This window comes from Rhodococcus sp. 06-1474-1B, assembly GCF_002258885.1.
Lineage (GTDB): Bacteria > Actinomycetota > Actinomycetes > Mycobacteriales > Mycobacteriaceae > Rhodococcoides > Rhodococcoides fascians.
This window is the reverse complement of sequence record NZ_NOYR01000027.1, coordinates 115817-132769: the sequence shown is the minus strand read 5'-3', so window position 1 is coordinate 132769 and position 16953 is coordinate 115817. Positions and strand designations below refer to the sequence as shown.

The 16953-nt window shown below is 64.1% G+C and carries 17 protein-coding genes; 14 read left to right on the top strand and 3 right to left on the bottom strand.

All coding sequences use genetic code 11. The annotated features are described in order from the left end of the window. Positions 1-32 precede the first annotated feature (32 nt). From CH266_RS15830 to CH266_RS15780, 11 genes are all read left to right on the top strand, one after another. On the top strand, positions 33-1022 hold the full coding sequence (locus CH266_RS15830; protein ID WP_027495728.1) for an ABC transporter permease: 990 nt from the start codon (positions 33-35) through the stop codon (positions 1020-1022). Beyond that, on the top strand, positions 1019-1801 hold the full coding sequence (locus CH266_RS15825) for an ATP-binding cassette domain-containing protein (RefSeq protein WP_027495729.1): 783 nt from the start codon (positions 1019-1021) through the stop codon (positions 1799-1801). The genes CH266_RS15830 and CH266_RS15825 overlap by 4 nt, the downstream gene beginning before the upstream one ends. Continuing rightward, the gene (locus CH266_RS15820; RefSeq protein WP_032381577.1) at positions 1779-2705 is read left to right on the top strand and encodes a PfkB family carbohydrate kinase; all 927 of its coding nucleotides are present in this window, start codon (positions 1779-1781) and stop codon (positions 2703-2705) included. Before CH266_RS15825 ends, CH266_RS15820 begins: the two co-directional genes overlap by 23 nt. Then, positions 2695-3345 carry a nucleoside/nucleotide kinase family protein gene (locus CH266_RS15815; protein WP_032366808.1) on the top strand — a complete coding sequence of 217 codons (651 nt, stop codon included), beginning with the start codon at positions 2695-2697 and terminating at the stop codon, positions 3343-3345. The genes CH266_RS15820 and CH266_RS15815 overlap by 11 nt, the downstream gene beginning before the upstream one ends. Positions 3346-3381: 36 nt before the next feature. After that, positions 3382-4392, top strand: a complete 1011-nt coding sequence (locus tag CH266_RS15810; RefSeq protein ID WP_032381578.1) for a LacI family DNA-binding transcriptional regulator — start codon at positions 3382-3384, stop codon at positions 4390-4392. A gap of 32 nt (positions 4393-4424) precedes the next feature. Beyond that, positions 4425-5447, top strand: a complete 1023-nt coding sequence (gene fbaA, locus CH266_RS15805) for a class II fructose-bisphosphate aldolase (protein ID WP_032367298.1) — start codon at positions 4425-4427, stop codon at positions 5445-5447. Positions 5448-5540: 93 nt separating this feature from the next. Beyond that, positions 5541-5948, top strand: coding sequence for a YciI family protein (locus CH266_RS15800; protein ID WP_032381579.1), 408 nt, complete (start codon positions 5541-5543; stop codon positions 5946-5948). 10 nt (positions 5949-5958) lie between these two features. Next, positions 5959-7116, top strand: coding sequence for an RNA polymerase sigma factor (locus CH266_RS15795; RefSeq protein WP_032381580.1), 1158 nt, complete (start codon positions 5959-5961; stop codon positions 7114-7116). Between the two features lie 92 nt (positions 7117-7208). After that, a complete protein-coding gene (locus CH266_RS15790) occupies positions 7209-8222 on the top strand; it encodes an alpha/beta hydrolase (RefSeq protein ID WP_255175936.1) in 1014 nt (337 codons plus the stop codon). A gap of 64 nt (positions 8223-8286) precedes the next feature. Beyond that, a complete protein-coding gene (locus tag CH266_RS15785) occupies positions 8287-8502 on the top strand; it encodes a DUF2945 domain-containing protein (protein WP_027495736.1) in 216 nt (71 codons plus the stop codon). 192 nt (positions 8503-8694) lie between these two features. After that, the gene (locus CH266_RS15780) at positions 8695-9903 is read left to right on the top strand and encodes a ricin-type beta-trefoil lectin domain protein (protein WP_255175935.1); all 1209 of its coding nucleotides are present in this window, start codon (positions 8695-8697) and stop codon (positions 9901-9903) included. Here the strand turns inward: CH266_RS15780 and CH266_RS15775 are convergent. Both CH266_RS15775 and CH266_RS15770 read right to left on the bottom strand, forming a co-directional pair. Continuing rightward, positions 9885-11891: a hypothetical protein gene (locus CH266_RS15775; protein WP_094715788.1), complete on the bottom strand. Its 2007-nt coding sequence runs from the start codon at positions 11889-11891 to the stop codon at positions 9885-9887. The genes CH266_RS15780 and CH266_RS15775 overlap by 19 nt on opposite strands. A 41-nt stretch (positions 11892-11932) precedes the next feature. Beyond that, complete coding sequence (locus tag CH266_RS15770) at positions 11933-13174, bottom strand: ATP-grasp domain-containing protein (protein WP_032399260.1); 1242 nt, start codon at positions 13172-13174, stop codon at positions 11933-11935. 454 nt (positions 13175-13628) lie between these two features. On the opposite strand from CH266_RS15770, the gene CH266_RS15765 reads away from it, so the two are divergent. From CH266_RS15765 to CH266_RS15755, 3 genes are read left to right on the top strand one after another with little or no spacing between them, the layout of a single operon-like run. Beyond that, positions 13629-14927, top strand: a complete 1299-nt coding sequence (locus tag CH266_RS15765; RefSeq protein WP_094715787.1) for a glycoside hydrolase family 16 protein — start codon at positions 13629-13631, stop codon at positions 14925-14927. Between the two features lie 54 nt (positions 14928-14981). Further along, complete coding sequence (locus tag CH266_RS15760) at positions 14982-15323, top strand: GNAT family N-acetyltransferase (protein ID WP_032366803.1); 342 nt, start codon at positions 14982-14984, stop codon at positions 15321-15323. Between the two features lie 40 nt (positions 15324-15363). Next, positions 15364-15939: a hypothetical protein gene (locus CH266_RS15755; protein ID WP_094715682.1), complete on the top strand. Its 576-nt coding sequence runs from the start codon at positions 15364-15366 to the stop codon at positions 15937-15939. An 18-nt stretch (positions 15940-15957) separates the two neighbouring features. On the opposite strand, the gene CH266_RS15750 is transcribed toward CH266_RS15755, so the two are convergent. Further along, the gene (locus tag CH266_RS15750; protein WP_255175934.1) at positions 15958-16890 is read right to left on the bottom strand and encodes a DAPG hydrolase family protein; all 933 of its coding nucleotides are present in this window, start codon (positions 16888-16890) and stop codon (positions 15958-15960) included. Between the last annotated feature and the right edge of the window lie 63 nt (positions 16891-16953).

The window sequence follows — 16953 nt, the reverse complement described above, 5'->3', positions numbered from 1 at the left end:
GCAGAAATCCGTCGAGGACCAGGAACTGATTCGTGAGCACCGATACCGCCGCGCCTCCCAAGGCTCCGAGCCGGTTCAACGTGGGAACCATCCTGCGTGAACCGCTGCTCGGGCCCATGGCCGCGCTCGTCATCGCCATCATCGTGTTCAGCTCGATTTCGAGCTCGTTTCTCAACCCGCAGAACGTTTCTCTGATTCTGCAGCAGTCCGTGGTGGTCGGCATTCTGGCCGTCGGCCAGACGCTCATCATCCTCACCTCCGGTATCGATCTGTCGATCGGCGCGGTGGCCGTGATGGGCACCATCGTCATGGCGCAGACCGCTGGTGCCAACGGCCCGGTGGTGGCGCTCGGCTCGACGCTTGCCGTCTGTGTCGCATTCGGCGCGATCAACGGCGGGTTGGTGACGATGCTGCGACTGCCGCCGTTCATCGTCACACTCGGCACGTTCACCGCGATCCAGGCAGCCACCAGGTTGCTGGCCGGCTCCGAGACCTACCAGGTGCCGAGCGGGCCGCTGACACTGCTGGGGACGTCGTTCAAAATCGGCAGTTTTTCCACCACCTACGGCGTGGTGGTGATGCTGCTCGTGTACGCCGTGATGTGGTACGCACTGTCCCAAACATCCTGGGGCAGACACATATACGCGGTGGGTGGTAGCCCGCAGGCCTCGGACCGCTCCGGCATCAAGTCCGGTCGCGTGCTGTTCTCGGTCTACATTGTCACCGGTGTCATCGCCGCGATCGCGGCATGGGCAGCGCTCGGACGAATCCCCAATGCCGACCCGAACGCCTATCAGAACGCCAACCTCGAAACGATCACCGCGGTCGTCATCGGTGGAACCAGCCTGTTCGGTGGCCGCGGCACCGTCATCGGGACTCTCATCGGAACTCTGATCGTCGGGGTGCTGCGCAACGGGCTCACCCAGGCCGGCGTCGACAGCCTGTACCAGAACGTCGCGACCGGCATTCTCGTCATCGTCGCGGTGGCCGTCGATCAATTCGCACGCAGGAGGTCACAGTGACTGCCCCCCTCGCTCTGGAAGCACGTGGTCTGGTCAAGACCTACGGCAGCGTGACGGCCATCAACGGCGCGGATTTCGAGCTGCGGGCCGGTGAGGTACTGGCAGTGATCGGCGACAACGGTGCCGGAAAGTCAAGTCTCATCAAGGCTTTGGCCGGAGCTGTCATTCCGGATTCGGGAGAGATCCTGATGAACGGCTCGCCGGTGTCGTTCAAGAACACCCGCGATGCCCGGGCGGCCGGGATCGAGACGGTCTATCAGGACCTGGCCGTCATTCCTGCGCTCGATATCGCCTCGAATGTCTACCTCGGACGCGAGATCAAGCGCAAAGGCATCAGCGGCAGCATCTTTCGGCGATTGGACATGCCGAGAATGCGCGACGAGTCGTCGAAGCATCTGCAGGACCTCAAGATCGGGATCAAGTCGGTCAACCAGGCCGTCGAGACGTTGTCCGGTGGGCAGCGTCAGGGCGTCGCAGTGGCTCGAGCAGCGGCATTCGGCCGCGGGGTGATCATCATGGACGAGCCGACCGCAGCTCTGGGCGTGCGGGAATCGGGCATGGTGATCGACCTGATCCGAACGATTCGCGACCGTGGGATACCCGTGGTGCTCATCAGTCACGACATGCCGCACGTGTTCGAGGTCGCCGACCGCATCCACATCCACCGCCTCGGCAAACGCGCAGGCGTCGTGGATCCGAAGAAGCGCACCATGTCCGAGGTCGTCGCGCTCATGACCGGCGCGGAGGAGCCGACCGATGAGGAACGCGCCGGCCTCTGATGTGTCTCGCCCGGTCGGCGTTTTCGTCGGGCTGGCGACACTCGATGTGATTCATCGAGTGTCGTCGCCGCCGGCGTCGAACCAGAAGATCACGTCGAACGCGCAGTTCGTTGCGGCCGGCGGTCCTGCCGCCAACGCCGCCGTCACGTTCGCCGCACTGGGTGGTACGGCCGTTCTCGTCACTGCGCTCGGGGACGATCCGGTGGCTGCCTTGGTCAAGGCAGAGCTTGCGGAATGCGGTGTGCGCGTGGTCGACTCGATCGCGGGCACCGTGAGAGCAGTACCCGTCTCGGCCGTGACGGTGATCGAGTCGACGGGAGACCGGTCGGTCGTCTCGGCCGACGCCGTGCACTCCGACGCCGCGCCGCCGAACGATCTCGATGCCGTGCTCGCCGGTGCCGACGTCGTACTCGTCGACGGCCACCACCCCCTGATCGCCCGCGCCGCCGTGGAACATGCGGCGGCGCGGGATACCACGTCGGTCGTCGACGCCGGACGCTGGAAACCCGTGATGAGCGAGCTGATTCCGTTCGTCACGGACATGGTGTGCTCGGCGGACTTTCGCACGCCCGGAGCGTCGGACACAGCTGCCACCGCAGCGACGTTGGTGCGCTCGGGCGTACGCACGGTCGTCACCACCCACGGCGGAGAGCCCGTCGAATTCTGGTCCGAGGGCAACTCCGGCTCCGTGGCCGTCGAGGCGGTCACCGTGGTCGATACACTGGGAGCCGGCGACGTCTTCCACGGCGCGTACGCGTACTACTCGACGCAGTTCGGCTCCGTGCAGGAACGTATCCGACGGTCGGCTCGCGTTGCGGCGCTGCGCTGTTCGGTCATCGGCCCCAGAGCGTGGCTACGCGAACTTCCCACCCACGTACTCGAAAGCGACAACAGTGAGCAATGACCGACAGGTGCAGGAAGCATCCCTCGACGAACTCGTGGAGCTGGCCGGGCGGCTCGCCGTGCCGGGAGAGCGGCACATACTCGGCCTGACCGGTGCACCGGGTGCCGGAAAGTCCACCGTGGCACAGCAGTTGGTGGATGCACTGGGCCCCGAGCTTTCGGTGCTGGTTCCGATGGACGGATTCCACCTGGCCAACGAGGTGTTGATCGAACTGGGCCGGCTCGATCGCAAGGGCGCACACGATACCTTCGACGACGGCGGCTATGCGCGTCTCGTCGCCGCGATTCACGATCAACGCCCCGGCGATCCGCTGGTGTACGCACCGAAGTTCAGGCGAGAGATCGAGGAATCGATCGGGTCCGCCGTACCGGTCCCGTCGGACGTTCCGCTGGTGATCACCGAGGGCAACTACCTGCTGATGCAATCCGACGCATGGCCTGCTGCACGGGAGATGATCGACGAGGTGTGGTTCCTGGCTCCGCACACGGCCGTTCGGCACGAGCGTCTCGTCGCGCGGCACGAGGCGTACGGGAAATCACCCGAGGAAGCGCAGTTCTGGGCATTGGGTTCGGACGAACGCAACGCCGAGCTCATCGGGTCGACCGCCCAGCGCGCCGATCGAATCCTGCGATTGACATGAGACCGCCGGCGTCCGATACCCACGGAGACGACTGACATGCCCACCATGGACGACGTCGCTCGGATCGCCGGAGTGTCGGTGTCGACGGTCTCGCACGTGCTCAACGGAACTCGTAAGGTCAACCCGGCGACCCGGCAACGCGTCGACGCTGCCATCGTCGAGATCGGATACCGGCGTAACGTCGTGGCGCGTTCTCTCGCGGCCGGTCGAACCCACACGGTGGGACTGTCGATCGCGGCGCTGACCAATCCGTACTTCGGCAGCCTCGTCTATGCCGTCGAGCAGCGGTTGTCGGAGGCCGGCTACGTGTTGATTCTCGGTGACTCGCACGACGAGCCGACGTCGGAGCGGCGCGTCACCGATTCTCTGCTGGACCGTCAGGTCGACGGCATGATCCTTGCGCCTGCGGCCGGCTCGGAGGAGTCGACGATTCCCGAGATCATGCGCAGCGGAACACCTCTCGTGCTGATCGACCGTATGCTGGATATCCCGTGCGATCAGGTGGGCCCGGAGAACGAGCAATCCGCGTACGAGCTGACGGTCCATCTGCTCGACGCCGGTCACGAGCGAATTGCGATCGTCCGCGGCATCGACGGAATCTCGTCGACCACAGAGCGTTTCGCAGGTTATGCCAGGGCGCTCGCCGACCGGGGAATCGATGTCGACCCTCGGTTGATTCTCGAGGGAAGGTCCAACGTCGAGGTGGCCGAGACGGAGGTACGTCGACTGCTGACGGGTTCGGACCGGCCTTCGGCTCTGGTGTCGATGAACAACTCGATGACCATCGGTTCCCTCAAAGCAGTTCGCGGCCTTGGTTTGTCGATTCCCGACGACCTGGCGTTCGTGTGCTACGACGATTTCGAGTGGTCCGATCTGTTCGAGCCGCGCCTGACGGCCGCCGCGCAGGACGTGCAGACCATCGGCAGAACCGCTGCCGACCTGTTGATCGGTCGAATCGAAGGCCGTGACGACGCGCCGCGGTCCATTTCGGTACCGACTACGTTCACCCACCGCAATTCGTGCGGCTGCGCTGCAGCAACACGCTGAAGACCAGCCGCACCCGAAAGAGAGAACAGCCCATGCCGATTGCCAGTCCGGAACAGTACGTCGCCATGTTGGACCGCGCGAAGGAGGGCGGGTTCGCGTACCCGTCGATCAACGTCACCAGCTCACAGACGCTCAACGCGGCGCTGCAGGGATTCGCCGAAGCCGAGAGCGACGGCATCATCCAGGTGTCGGTCGGTACCGCGCTGTACCTGTCCGGCAATGCCGTGCAGAACCGCTTCGCCGGCTCCAAGGCGCTCGCGCAGTACGCCCACGAAGTGGCGCAACACTATTCGATCTCGGTGGCCCTGCACACCGATCACTGCCCCGCAGAGAACCTCGACGATTGGGTGCGCCCACTGCTGTCCGACGCGATCGAACGACGCTCGCGCGGCCTGGCACCGCTGTACCAATCACACATGTGGGACGGCTCCGCCGTGCCGCTCGACGAGAACCTGCGTATCGCAAGGGAACTGCTCGATCTGTCGGTCCAGGCCGACACCATTCTCGAGATCGAGGTGGGAGTGATCGGCGGGGAAGAAGACGGGGTGTCTCACGAGATCAACGAGCAGTTGTACTCCACCGTCGACGACGCCCGCGCCACGATCGCTGCGCTCGGTGCAGGCGAGCGTGGTCGCTACATGACGGCGCTGACCTTCGGCAATGTCCACGGTGTCTACAACCCGGACTCGGTACATCTACGTCCCGAGATTCTCGACGAGATCCAGTCGGTCGTCGGTGCCGAAACCGGAAAGGACAAGCCGTTCGATCTCGTCTTCCACGGTGGATCGGGCTCGAGTGCCGCCGATATCGCGTCGGCAGTGGCGAGCGGGGTGATCAAGATGAACATCGACACCGACACCCAGTACGCGTTCACACGGTCCATCGCCGGTCACATGATCGGCAAGTACGACCAGGTTCTCAAGATCGACGGCGAGTACGGCAACAAGAAGGCCTACGACCCCCGATCGTGGGGCAAGCCGGCCGAGTCGGCCATGGCAGCACGCGTGGTCGAGGCAACCCAGATGCTCGGCTCGGTCGGACGCACGATGCGGTGAAGTTTCTCGGTCGAGTGTGTAGAAATCGGCCGACCGGCTCCGTCCCAGGGGCGAATGCAGAAAGAATGACTGCATCCGACGCTAGGAGACATCATGGCCAAGTACCTCATGCTCAAGCATTACCGCGGGGCCCCCGAGCCTGCCGGCTGGATTCCGATGGACCGGTGGACTCCGGCCGAAGTGCACGACCATATCCAGTTCATGCAAGACTTCGCCGCCGAGCTCGAGAAGACGGGCGAGTTCGTCGACGCGCAGGCCCTGGCCCCCGAGGGAACATGGGTGCGGTCGGACGGGGCCGGAAAGCCCCCGGTCACCGACGGTCCGTTCGCGGAGACCAAGGACTTGATCGCAGGTTGGATGGTCATCGACGTCGAGTCCTACGACCGCGCACTCGAACTCGCGGGGCAGCTCTCGGCAGCACCCGGCGCCGGTGGTGAGCCGATCAACGAGTGGCTGGAGCTGCGTCCGTTCATGGAGGCCCCTGCCACGATCGAAGACTGAATAGGTCGCCGTGGACCCCCACCTGCTGCGGGAGCTGACTCCGTCCGTGATCGGCGTTCTCGTCCACCGCGGAGCAGATTTCGCCGCGGCCGAGGACGCCGTCCAGGAGGCGTTGGTGCAGGCGGCCTCGGTGTGGGGAGCGTCGGCAGAGGCGGGTGACGCGCCGTCTGACCCGAAGGGATGGCTCGTCACCGTGGCGTGGCGCAAGTTTCTCGACTCCCAGCGGTCGGAGAAGGCTCGACGGGATCGAGAGAACCGGGTTGCGGCCGAGCCGGAACCGGGCAGTGTCCACGGCGTCGACGACACACTGCAGTTGTTCTTCCTCTGCGCGCACCCGGTGCTGACACGCGCAGCAGCGGTAGCGCTGACGTTGCGTGCCGTCGGGGGTCTGACGACGCGGCAGATCGCGCAGGCGTATCTGCTGCCGGAGAAAACCATGGCCCAGCGCATCAGCCGAGCCAAACGGGCGGTGCGCGACGTCCGTTTCGACGCTCCGGGCGACCTCACGACGGTTCGGCGGGTGCTGTACCTGGTGTTCAACGAGGGGTATACCGGGGACGTGGATCTCGCGGCCGAGGCGATCAGGTTGACCAGGCAGCTCGCGACCCTGTCCGACGACGCGGAGACCGCTGGACTGTTGGCGTTGATGGTGTTGCACCACGCCCGGCGCGCTGCGAGAACCGGATCCGACGGCCGGCTGATTCCCTTGGCCGAGCAGGATCGGTCGAGCTGGGACACCGTCTCGATAGCCGAGGGAGTTCGGATTCTGCAGGCGGCGCTCACTCGGGATCGGCTGGGCGAGTTCCAGATACAAGCCGCCATTGCCGCCCTGCATGCCGATGCACAACGGGTCGAGGACACGGACTGGGTACAGATCGTCGAGTGGTACGACGAGTTGCTCGCGATCACCGACAGTCCGGTAGTACGGCTCAACAGAGCTGTCGCGGTGGGGGAAGCGGACGGCCCGGCCGCCGGTCTCGCGGCGCTCGCCGCCGTCGATTCCGCAGTACCGCGGTACCACGCGGTTGCTGCGCATCTGCACGAGAAGGCCGGCGATCTCCGGTTGGCGGCCGAGCTGTTCGTGCGGGCGGCCGAGTCGGCGTCCTCGGTGGCCGAGCGGCATCATCTGACGCTGCGCGCCACTCGAATTCGTACCGCAGGTTCGTAGAGTTACCGGGAAACAGCGAACGGACCGGGCGGTTTTGTAATCGGATCGTTAGCGGTCGAAAGCGGAATTCGTGCAACCCTCGTATGGTGCTGATGTTGCGTGTGGGACAGATAAGAAAGAAGCTGACTCGATCCACCGCGGTGGTGACGGCGGCCGTACTGGCGTCGATAGTGTTGGCCGGAAACCCGGCGCAGGCGCTGCCGGGCACGACCGGATCGGCCGATGCAGCAGTCGGGGCCGTCGGAATCCACCAGGTGTCGGCAACGCGCGCGGTGCTGAACGTGTTCTCTCCGTCCATGAATCGGGTCATCTCCAACGAGGTGCTGCACTCGCCCGGAGGTGGGCCCGCTCCCACGCTGGTTCTGCTCAACGGTGCCCTCGGCAACGAGGACGGGGTCGGCTGGCTCAACAACTCCGGCGTCGAACAGTTCTTTCTCGACAAGAACGTCACCGTCGTCGCACCGATCGGCGGTCGGTTCAGCTTCTACACCGATTGGCAGACAACCGATCCGGTGCTGGGGACCAACCTCTGGCAGACCTATCTGAGCCGTGAACTACCCGCGGCCGTGGACGCCGCTTACGGCTCGACGGGCAAGCGCGGCGTCGCGGGGCTGTCGATGAGCGGTGGCCCGGCGCTGGATCTGGCGATCCAGGCCCCGGATGTGTTCGACGCCGCCGCGTCGTTCAGTGGATGCCCGGCACCGTCCAATCTGCTTGCCACCGCAGGCATCTCGGCCATGATCGCCGGCGGACTCAACAACCCGTTCAACATGTGGGGGTTGCCGGGAAGTCAGGGATGGCGAGACCACGACCCGTCGCTCAATGTCGAACGACTTCGTGGAACGGCGGTGTACGTGAGCTCGTCACGCGGTGCGCCCGGCGCCGTGGATCGCATTCCCGACGGTGCCGTTCCACCGTTCGGCGGCATGGCGGTCGAAGCGATGGTCAACTACTGCACGTCCATCTTCGTCGACGCCTTGCGTCGGGCCGACGTTCCGGCGACGGTATCCATGCGCGACGAAGGTGCGCATACCTGGCCGCTGTTCGAGGACCAGTTGCGAGAGGCCTGGTTCACCACACTGGCTCCGGCTCTGGGAACCAGCTGATTGCGCCGACGCGCTCGTGGGTAAGTGTCGATGGACAGACCACCGACGAAGGGATCACCGGAACATGTCGAAGGACGATTTGCACAAGGGCGACAAGGTCGAATGGCAGACCCACGGAACTACCACCGAGGGAACGGTGCAGGAGAAGATCACCTCCGAGACCGAAGCCGCCGGCCGCAAGGTCAAGGCCTCGAAAGACGATCCGCAGTACCGCGTCGAAAGTGACAAGTCCGGAAAGGACGCAGTGCACAAGCCCGAATCGCTCGACAAGAAGGACTGATCTCGCTCCGTAAGCTTCTCGACAGTTGCTCCTGCTGACGATCTGTACCCTCGGCTGGGACGGATCGTCACTTTGGAGGCAACGATGGGGACGACCCCGATGCGGATTGTTCGTGCACGTTCGCGTCTCGGTCGGTGGGGTAGTGGTTGCCGCACGGGGAGGACTCTCCCCGCTTCGGGGACGCTGGCGATCGTGTCCGTACTCGTCGTGGGCTGCGGCGTGTTCTCCGGGGACTCGACCACGGACACGGACACACCGTCTGCAGTGACCTTCACCGGGCAGATCGAGTCTCCCGACAAGCTCTGCCTCGATGGAAGTGACACCGACACCATCCGTCTCGCAACGTGCAACGGAACGCCGGCGCAGCAAGTAGTCGCCGAGGCCGACGGCACGGTTCGGTCGCAATCGCAGTGCCTGGTGCCGAAGAACAGCGAGACCGCAGCCGGTGTACCTGTTGTCCTCGGTAGTTGCGACGACAGTGCGGTCGCCGGTTGGACCGCGGGCGAATCCGGTGCGATCGCCCTGACGGGCACCGGCCTCTGTCTCGCGGACGACGCACGGCAGACCTCTCGGCGTGTGGCCGTGCTGGCCGAATGCGACGGCTCGTCGGTGCAGACGTGGACACCGGTAGCGGCCGCAGAACCGACCGCCGACAACCCCGGCGGAATTGCTGCACCCACCGGGGATCTGCCCGGCTGGAAGCAGATATTCGTCGACGAGTTCACCGCCCCGTCCGCCACCGGCAGTTGGTCCAATCAGTGCGACCCCTCGAAGGTCGTCTACACCGGAGCCGAGGGCCAGCGGTGGCGCACGTATCCGTCGTGCTATCCCGACACCTACGACAAACGGCCGTATCGGCCCGATGCAGTGCTGTCCACTGCCGACGGCGCTCTGCAGTACCACCTCGGTCAGGTCGACGGCGTTCCGGCCGGAGCGAGTATCTCCCCACTGATCGGTGCCGACCAGTATCAGACGTACGGACGATATTCGGCGCGTCTGAAAGTCGATTCACCGGATCTGTCCGAGTACTACGCGGCATGGTTGCTCTGGCCGCAATCCGAGAATTGGCCGTACGACGGCGAGTTCGATTTTCCGGAAGGTGCGCTGTCGGGCAACGTCGGTGGGTTCCACCATTTCTCGGGCGAGGGCTCGTGCGCCGACGGGTGCAAAACGCCCGCCCTCGACATCGGCGCGCAGTTCACCGACTGGCACACCTACACCATGGAATGGTCACCGGGAAGGATCCGGTACCTCCTCGACGACACGGTCGTGTTGGACTCGACCGACTTCGTGCCGTCCACGCCGATGCGATGGGAGCTGCAGACCGAAACCAAGGGAGACGGAAACAGCGAGGGCAATCTGATCCTGGACTGGGTCTCGGTCTACTCCTGGAACGGCTGATACGCAGCCCGCGCCGAACGCTCGGCACCCCAACTGCGTTCGATGTAACCGACGATCGTGTCGATGTCCGCGTTCGGAATCTTCTCCGGCTCACCCTTTTCCAACGGATCCGTGTGGAAGATGTACAGGCGAGACGCGAATTGCTCGAACGGTAGCGAGCCTTCGCCCGCGCGTTCGCCGTTCCCTGCCGTTCCGACGACGACTCCGTCACCCCAATCCTGCCCACTGTCGTTGTTGGGATTGAAGAAGTAGACCCGCATGACGCCGTCGGGATCGGGGGCAACCCGCAGAATGGCGATGGCGTGCCACCCCACATACCGTGCAGCGCTGTCGGTTACGGCCACCCCGGCGGGTTGCGGGTGGATCAGCGGCTGATGGCCATTGTACTCGGGGTGATAAGCGGCATGGAACTGCCGCAGGAAACCATCGAGATCGACCAGATTTCCGGTCGCGACGTCCACGTCGATATGGAACTCGCGGGCCGACCACCACCCGTGGAATTCGGGATTGACCCAGCGATGCGGATCGCCCGGTCTGTCGGCGCAGCGTCGGACCATCTCGGCGTAGATCCGGTCCAGGTGCGGAACCAGAATCAGCGATGCCGGGTCCAGATCGACCGGATCCGAGGTCGCGACACCACTTTCGCTGTCGACGGACGAGATCGACTGGCCCTCGAAGTGCATGACGATCTCTTCGTCTCGTGCCGCCCACACCACCATCTGCAGCAGGTAGTCGGGATCGTTGTACGCCCACATCGACAGCGCGCGCGCCGACTGGCACGTGGGATTGTCGCCCTGGCCGACACCGAGCGGTTGTCCGAGCATGGAGAGCAACCCACCGAGCAATCGCGACTCCGGTGCCGGAACCGGACCGAAAGTGGTGATCAAGCGTTCTCGCACTGCGGGCGCGAGGGTGAGCGATAGTTGACGCCACAGGGACGGCACGATCGGCGGCTGATGCAGGATTCCGCGGTCGAGGAGCAGTGCCAATCCGTAGAGACTTTGCGCCGTCTCGGGATACACGGTTTCTTCGATCAGACGGTGGACCAATTCCGGGTAGCGAGTGAGGCACGTACGCCCGGTGTCGGACAGCCCCAAGGCCTCGGGTAGGACATACGAGTAGTGGTCGACGAGATATTGCGTGAGTGTGGCGTGGTACGGCGAAACGAGACCGGTGTCGTGCATCGCCCGTGCGAAACCGCGGGCCTCGAACTGCAGTGCCTCGACGTCCATGGCCTCGAGGCGGTTCCGGTAGACCTCCACGCCCGGGTCCTCGCGGCACGCGTCGGTGGTGCCGAACAACGCCGTGGTCAACCGATCGAGTCCTTGACCGGACGTGCCGAGATCGACGGTCGGGTCGTCGCGATAGATCGCAATGCGCGTGACCATGGACTTGATGGTGTCGACCTGGATCGGACGCTGACGCAGAATCCGCCAGATCTCCTCGAGCAACTCGTCCAGCACACTGTCGTAGCCGATTTCCCCGGCAACGTAGCCGAAGAGATCGCGGATCAGGTGTGCTGTCCGCCCCGAACGGACTCGCTCCGATTCCGAGGGCGGGGTGAACAACACCTCGAGGTTCAACGCGAGTACCTGGGAGAGGAAGCGTCGCGCATCGTCGGCGGTGACTGCGGGATGCTCGTACTCACCGGCGACGATCGCGACCATCCGCAACTCGCTGGCTGCTTCGAGAACCACGGTGTCGTCGTTGCCACTGCGCAGGCTCGGACTCACGAACGCGGGAACGAGAATGTCCGGCTGCGCCCAGTCCGTACCGGCGAACAGCCCGGCGTTCTCCAGCGCCGCGGCGCGTTCGCGTACCGCGCCACAACCGCCGGGCTGCAACAACACTCGGTGCACAGAATCCAGAACCCGTCGCACCTTGGTGCTCTTGCTGAACTCCGGTGCGGCGGCCAGCGCGTCGACGGCGTGATCGAGTTGCGCCAGCCGCGACATCAGAGCCTTGTCGATCGGTGCAGCGTCGTTCATCGTCTGCGTTGTGGGTTCGTGGTCGTTGCCGAGTTGCTGCTTCACACGTAGAAGTCCAGTTCTTCCTGTTGCTTGAGCAGGTCGCGCATCCGGTACGGATCATCGCCGAAGAAGTACAGCAAGCCCCAGTGGGTACCGAAAGCCGTTCTCTTGGTGACGGTTTCCTCGACCGGTGCCGACAGGTCGTTGGTCTCGTAGTAGTCGTCGTCGGCGGTCGCGTCGGGGATGACGAGATCGCTCACGACGCGTCGCCGTGGGTACACCCCGAAGCATCCCGCGTGACCGGTGGCATCGACTACCTCGCGCGGAAAGAAGGCGTCGATCTCTTCCTCGGTGGTCTTCGGGTCGAAGGCGAGAGCCAGGCCCTGGTACGCGTTGAAGCCGTACGCCCGCTCGAGGAGCTCGAACACCTTGAAACCTGGTGGACGATAGGCGACTTCGCCGAAATACATTTCTCCGTCGCTGGTGACGAAGTACTCCGGATGGATGAACCCGAACTCGATGTCGAACGCCTTGATGAGCTTCTCGATCTGCACCGTGATCTGCTCGCGGTACTTCTCGAGCTCCGGCGTCGCGGGAACGAAGACGGAGTATCCGAGCGTGACGTACTCGGAGATGTTGAGGAACTTGATCTTTCCGTTGTGGATCCACGCCTCGACAGCGAACTCCCAGCCGTCGAGATGCGACTCCATCAGTACCGGGAACTCCTCGTCCGGGATGGAGTCGACTTCGTCGGGAGTCCGAATGACGCGGTGGCCCAGGCATCCTGCCTTGTCGAAGGCCTTGAGGTGGATGGGGTCGTTCGGGTCACCGTCGAGTTTGAGCAGCGTCTGGTTCACCCGACGCAGAAAGCGGATGACGTCCTCACGATCGTGTGCTTCCTCGAAGATGCCGACACGAATGCCACCGAGCTGTGCGCGGCGCTTCATCAGTGCCTTGTCTCGGAGCAGCATCGCCTGGCCGAACAACCTCGGATTGCCCAGCAGCACGGAATTGATGGCACCGGCCCACTCGACTGTCTCCTCGTACAGCGGTATCGCTACATCGACGCCTTTGTCTCGGAGAGTCTCCGCGATCTCGAGCGACCTGTCGTTGAGTCGCTCGAAGTTCCACGGTAGGTACGGAATGTCATGCTCGGTGCAGTACGCCTCGGCCCACTCGGGCGCGACGACGACGTAGCGTCGATCGAACGCGTCCAGGGCTTCCACTGCGGCCAAACTCCAGCCCAGCAGCGCTACGAAGCCTTTGTTCGGGTCTTTCTCCAGCCTCTGTGGCCGATCCATGAAGTTCCTTTCCCTTGTGATGCGCGGTCGAGGTCCTTCTCTCCACCGTACAGAGGGTGTTCGGTGCCGCTTTCCGGACCCGGTGCTCGGGAAGCCGCGATGCTGTGCGCACCGTCCCTCGAATTGTCGCGCCGGATCCTGCACGGTGCTGGCGATTCGCTCGTTTGCCAGCGAAATGATCGATATGACGTCGTAAAAAGTCCAGATGCACGATTTGCTCGACAATTCGATTCGCGTGAATAGATTTTCGATCCGGAGCAACTAGTTTAATATTTAATCTCTAATTCGTACCGGTCGTATTTCTTTCAATTACGCCTCTGAGCAGGCGTTTTAGGGTGAATGCGAATTCACTGCGCAATGTCTGAATCATCCCTATGATTCGAGATGCCGGCAATCAATTGTATTTATCCGCCGTGTATCCAATGCGATGTTCGGTCTCTCGAAGGATGAAACCATGACTGTTTCGGGCCGTGCTGTTCTGAAGCGTTCCTTGGTGACGCTCGGAACCACCGTATTACTTTCGGCTTTCGTAGTTCACGCGCCACAGGCCGCGGCCGCCACCTCGGGACAGATCAAGACGCCCGCAGGGTTCTGCCTGGACAACAAGGGCGGCCTCACCGGACAGAACAATCCCGTCCAGATCTGGGATTGCAACGGTACCGGCGCGCAGACGTGGACCGGTACCGAGGACGCCACGATTCGAGTGCAGGGCCGATGCTTGTCGCCGGCATCGGGCTACGCGGCGGCCGGCGTCTCGTTGACGACGTGGGCGTGCAACGGCAAGCCTGCGCAGCAATGGTCGATCCGTGGGGACGGTTCGATCTCGTTGCTGCAGAAGACCGGCCTGTGCATTCAGAATTCGCGTGAGGTCAACGGAAACCGACCGGTGTTGGCGAAATGCAACGGGTCTGCTGCTCAGAAGTGGATCACCGCGACCACGCCGTTTCCGACGACGCCCCCGACGACGCCACCCCCCACGACGCCACCGACCACTCCGTCCACCACGCCCAGTGGGGTAGCCGCGCCGGTGGGCGACCTACCCGGTTGGAAGCAGATCTTCGTCGACGACTTCGCGAAGCCTTCCGCCGTCGGCAGTTGGGCCAACGACTGCGATCCCACCAAGATCGTCTACGTCGGTGCGCAGAATCAGAAGTGGCGCACGTACCCCAAGTGCTACAAGGACACCTATCAGAAGCGCCCGTACCGAGCGGACGCCGTGCTGTCCACGCACGACGGCCTGCTCGATTACGGATTGCACAATGTCGACGGTGTCCCGGCCGGTGCCAGCGTCTCGCCGGTGATCAACGCGGCAGGGCAGAACCAGACATACGGAAGATACACAGCGCGATTCAAGGTCGATTCGGCAACTCTGGCCGAGTACTACGTCGCGTGGCTGCTGTGGCCGCAGTCCGAAAGATGGCCTGCGGACGGTGAAATGGACTTCCCCGAAGGAAGTCTCGCGGGGCAGGTCGGCGGCTTCCATCACTACTCGGGTGCCGGTTCGTGCGTCGGCGGCTGCCAGGACGTCGCCCAGAACATCGGTGCGAACTTCACCGATTGGCACACGTACACCATCGAGTGGTCCCCGGGCCGCGTGCGCTACATCCTCGACAACACCGTGGTTCTGGACAGCACCAAGTGGGTTCCCTCGGGTCCGATGCGCTGGGAACTGCAGACCGAGACCAACGGCACCGGAAACAGCAACGGGCATCTGTTGCTGGACTGGGTTTCGGTGTACAGCTGGGTAGGCTGACCCGACCGCGTACCCAACCGACTGGGGCGTGCCATCGAGAGAAGGGGAGCGTCGATGACGGTCGACAAAACCGGTGCCGAAGTCGAGATCGCCCAGCAGGCAGACAGGTTCACGATTTCGGTCGAGGGCACACAGGTCGGCTTCACCGAGTTCGCCGACGACGAGCAGGGCAGGCGCGTCTTCTTCCACACCGAAGTGGATGCGGCCTACGGCGGACGTGGTCTGGCCACGATCGTCGTTCGGCACGCGCTCGACGCGACGCGTTCCGAGAACAAGCACGCCGTTCCGATCTGTCCGTTGGTGGCCGCGTTCGTCGGCGAACATCACGAGTACGACGACATGGTCGAGCCCGTCACGGACGATATTCGGCAGTGGCTGGCCGACCAGCAGGGATGATTCGTCGACCGATCGCCGGCCACGTGGGACGATCTGCAGCATGACCGATCCCGGACACCGCCCCGGCGGCACCCATCTCTACCGTCGGTTGGTCACCCGGTCCGACGGCCCCTTGTCGCCCGTTCGGGCGGCCAGGAGGCTCTCGGCGTACATCTACGGCAACATCCTGGTCCTCGCCGCGGTTGCCGCCTCCACTCCGAGTTCCATCGGGCACGGGACGGCGGCCGTTCTCGTAGCGGCCACTGCGGCAACGACTTTTCTCGCGCATGTGTTCGCAGATTTCGTCGCCGGGAGCCAGATACCGGAGGCGCACGGTGATGCAACGGACGAACAGCGCACTTTCGAGGCCATCGAGGAATTCCGGGATGCAGTCCCCATTCTGAGCTCCGGGACGTTTCCGGCGGCGATGCTGGCGCTCGGGTGGCTGTCGGTGCTTCCGGCACAATGGGCCGAACTGCTGGCCGGTGCGGTGATCGTCGTACGAATCGCCACCATACCGATTGTCACGGAACGAGTTCGCGGGAACCGTCCGACGTTTCGGGCCCTGGTGATCGGGCTTGCCACTGCCGTCGTCGCGGCGCTCATCGTGCTGGCGAAAGTCTTCTTGGGTCACTAGCTGCCCCTCGTGGACGGATCAACCGCCGAACTCTGCGTGCAGCTCCGGCAGAAACCCTGCGAGGTGGTTCATCTCCTGTCCGCAGTGCAGCAGCAGATCTCGGGCGAGGTCGAGTCCGAGAACGAGGTCGCTCGGATCCACGGACGTACCCCGGCGAACTGCGCACACGGCCTGCTTCGGATCGGGAACGTGCAATCCTCGTAGGTTCAGATAGAAGCGGCTGCGCATCTCGGCACCGCCCTGTACCGGCCGAACCTGATGGGCGAGCCAGCCCAGATCCACCGGTGCGATGGAACTTCCCACTCGGCCGAAGACGACCGTCTGGTCTGCGGGAACGTCGAAACCGTGTGCAACAGGGTCACGGAAGCCGATACCCAGCTGCTGAAGCTTCGGGCCGACGTACTCGTCCACGAACGATGTGTTGCCGATGTACTTCGCCCTGTCCGGAATCGCGTGGGCCGTCCGGTCCTCGGCGAGCGCGGCGTGGAGGTGGGCATCGGGGTGCCACAGTTTGTAGCGGGCCGCCTCGGCGGAATGCCAACCGAACCACCAATCCCACATCGCTGCCGTGACCCGGGGCATCGCGGTGCGCACCGCCACGAACGTCATGCCGTCGGCGCGTCGTCCGTAGCCGGTTTCGATCGCCGAATATCCCGTGGGCGCGAGATCGGTTGTGATGGAATCGAAGTGCGGGACCCACTCCGGCGCTATCGGCGGCCCGCCGACTGCGTCGGTCACGACGGCCGGTGCCGGTGTCGTCAGTGCGGCGAAGAAATGGGCATAGGGCCGTCCTCGGTCGATGTCGCGGTAGCCCTGGTACCGCTCGCCGCAGTCTTCACTCGAACCGGTGCCGGGAGTTGCGACCGCTCGTGCCGCGGGACCGAACACAGCCGTGGCTGCAGCCGCGGCGGCACCCACCATTATTTGTCGTCGCGACGGGCCGCGGCTCATCGGGCGGGGTTCCTCAACATCGGTTGAGACTATGACGTGACTTCGGCAACTGTCAATGGTGGG

What these genes read in the sequence shown, in the direction of transcription:
- CH266_RS15820 (WP_032381577.1), top strand. Translation starts at nt 1,779, where the DNA reads ATGAGGAACGCGCCGGCCTCTGATGTGTCTCGCCCGGTCGGCGTTTTC.
- CH266_RS15810 (WP_032381578.1), top strand. Translation starts at nt 3,382, where the DNA reads ATGCCCACCATGGACGACGTCGCTCGGATCGCCGGAGTGTCGGTGTCG.
- fbaA (WP_032367298.1), top strand. Translation starts at nt 4,425, where the DNA reads ATGCCGATTGCCAGTCCGGAACAGTACGTCGCCATGTTGGACCGCGCG.
- CH266_RS15800 (WP_032381579.1), top strand. Translation starts at nt 5,541, where the DNA reads ATGGCCAAGTACCTCATGCTCAAGCATTACCGCGGGGCCCCCGAGCCT.
- CH266_RS15790 (WP_255175936.1), top strand. Translation starts at nt 7,209, where the DNA reads ATGTTGCGTGTGGGACAGATAAGAAAGAAGCTGACTCGATCCACCGCG.
- CH266_RS15785 (WP_027495736.1), top strand. Translation starts at nt 8,287, where the DNA reads ATGTCGAAGGACGATTTGCACAAGGGCGACAAGGTCGAATGGCAGACC.
- CH266_RS15775 (WP_094715788.1), bottom strand. Translation starts at nt 11,891, where the DNA reads ATGAACGACGCTGCACCGATCGACAAGGCTCTGATGTCGCGGCTGGCG.
- CH266_RS15770 (WP_032399260.1), bottom strand. Translation starts at nt 13,174, where the DNA reads ATGGATCGGCCACAGAGGCTGGAGAAAGACCCGAACAAAGGCTTCGTA.
- CH266_RS15765 (WP_094715787.1), top strand. Translation starts at nt 13,629, where the DNA reads ATGACTGTTTCGGGCCGTGCTGTTCTGAAGCGTTCCTTGGTGACGCTC.
- CH266_RS15760 (WP_032366803.1), top strand. Translation starts at nt 14,982, where the DNA reads ATGACGGTCGACAAAACCGGTGCCGAAGTCGAGATCGCCCAGCAGGCA.
- CH266_RS15755 (WP_094715682.1), top strand. Translation starts at nt 15,364, where the DNA reads ATGACCGATCCCGGACACCGCCCCGGCGGCACCCATCTCTACCGTCGG.
- CH266_RS15750 (WP_255175934.1), bottom strand. Translation starts at nt 16,890, where the DNA reads ATGAGCCGCGGCCCGTCGCGACGACAAATAATGGTGGGTGCCGCCGCG.